The sequence below is a fragment of the Chitinophaga sp. sic0106 genome (assembly GCF_019219075.1).
In the GTDB taxonomy this organism is placed as follows: Bacteria; Bacteroidota; Bacteroidia; order Chitinophagales; family Chitinophagaceae; genus Chitinophaga.
This window is the reverse complement of record NZ_JAHUWJ010000039.1, coordinates 1-1,604: the sequence shown is the minus strand read 5'-3', so window position 1 is coordinate 1,604 and position 1,604 is coordinate 1. Positions and strand designations below refer to the sequence as shown.

Below are 1,604 nucleotides of genomic sequence, written 5' to 3'. Positions count from 1 at the left end.
GTCTTGCGGATTTACCTACAAAACCTATAACTACTCCCTTTAACGCACTATTCCGTAAGTGCGCAGTCCTTTCACTACTCCGTTACTCCATCGAATTTATAGCAGGTGTTGGAATATTCACCAACTTGCCATCAGCTACGCCTTTCGGCTTTGCCTAAGGACCCGACTAACCCTGATCCGATTAGCGTTGATCAGGAACCCTTAGTCTTACGGCGATAAGATTTTTCATCTTATTTATCGTTACTTATGCCTACATTTTCTTTTCTAAACGCTCCAGCATGTCTCGCAACACACCTTCGATGCAGTTTAGAATGCTCCCCTACCGTCTAGCATTGCTGCTAGGCCTAGAGCTTCGGTTGTATGTTTGATACCCGATTATTTTCCGTGCCCAAACCCTCGACCAGTGAGCTGTTACGCACTCTTTAAATGAATGGCTGCTTCCAAGCCAACATCCTGGCTGTTTTAGGATTTGAACCGCGTTTGATTAACTTAACATACGATTAGGGACCTTAGCTGCTAGTCTGGGTTATTTCCCTCTCGGCCATGGACCTTAGCGCCCACAGCCTCACTCCCGGAGATTATGTTATAGCATTCGGAGTTTATTAGGGTTTGGTAGGCGGTGAAGCCCCCTAGCCCAATTAGTAGCTCTACCTCTATAACACGTCTATATCCGAGGCTGTTCCTAAAAACATTTCGGGGAGAACGAGCTATCTCTCAGTTTGATTGGCCTTTCACCCCTATCCACAGGTCATCCCATAGCTTTTCAACGCTAATGAGTTCGGACCTCCAGTTAGTTTTACCTAACCTTCATCCTGCCCATGGATAGATCACAAAGTTTCGCGTCTACCCCTACTAACTAAAGCGCTCTGTTAGAACTTGCTTTCGCTGCGGCTCCGGTACTGAAGACCTTAACCTCGCTAGTAAGGAGTAACTCGTAGGCTCATTATGCAAAAGGCACGCCGTCACTCTTGCGAGCTCCGACCGCTTGTAAGCGCACGGTTTCAGGAACTATTTCACTCTCCTGTTCGGAGTACTTTTCACCTTTCCCTTACGGTACTGGTTCACTATCGGTATCTAAGGAGTATTTAGCCTTATCAGATGGTACTGACAGTTTCATACAGGATTCCTCTGGTCCCGCACTACTCAGGATACTACACGTCCATCAGAATTTGCACCTACAGGGCTATCACCTGCTACGGCTCATCTTTCCAGATGATTCAGTTTGATCTGACTTTCTAAAAGTAGTCCTACAACCCCGGGTAGAATTGCTTCGACCCGGTTTGGGCTCTTCCCTGTTCGCTCGCCACTACTTGGGGAATCATTGTTATTTTCTTTTCCTGCAGGTACTTAGATGTTTCAGTTCCCTGCGTTGGCTCTCTTTTCAGAGTGATACACCTTCAGTGTACCGGGTTGTCCCATTCGGAAATTTACGGATGTAACGATCGTTTGCATCTCCCCGTAACTTATCGCAGCTTACCACGTCCTTCATCGCCTCTTAGATCCTAGGCATCCACCATGCGCCCTTATTCGCTTTAAATAATTTGTATTTAAGTATTACTACTTAAGTACACAACTTTTGTTTCTCCAATATGTCAAAGAACTTT

Annotated in this window: 1 rRNA gene; it reads right to left on the bottom strand. The window is 45.9% G+C overall.

Features of this window, described 5'->3' with window-relative positions:
* Nucleotides 1-1,537: ribosomal RNA gene (locus KW844_RS28810) — 23S ribosomal RNA — on the bottom strand; the annotation flags it as partial.
* Nucleotides 1,538-1,604 lie beyond the last annotated feature (67 nt).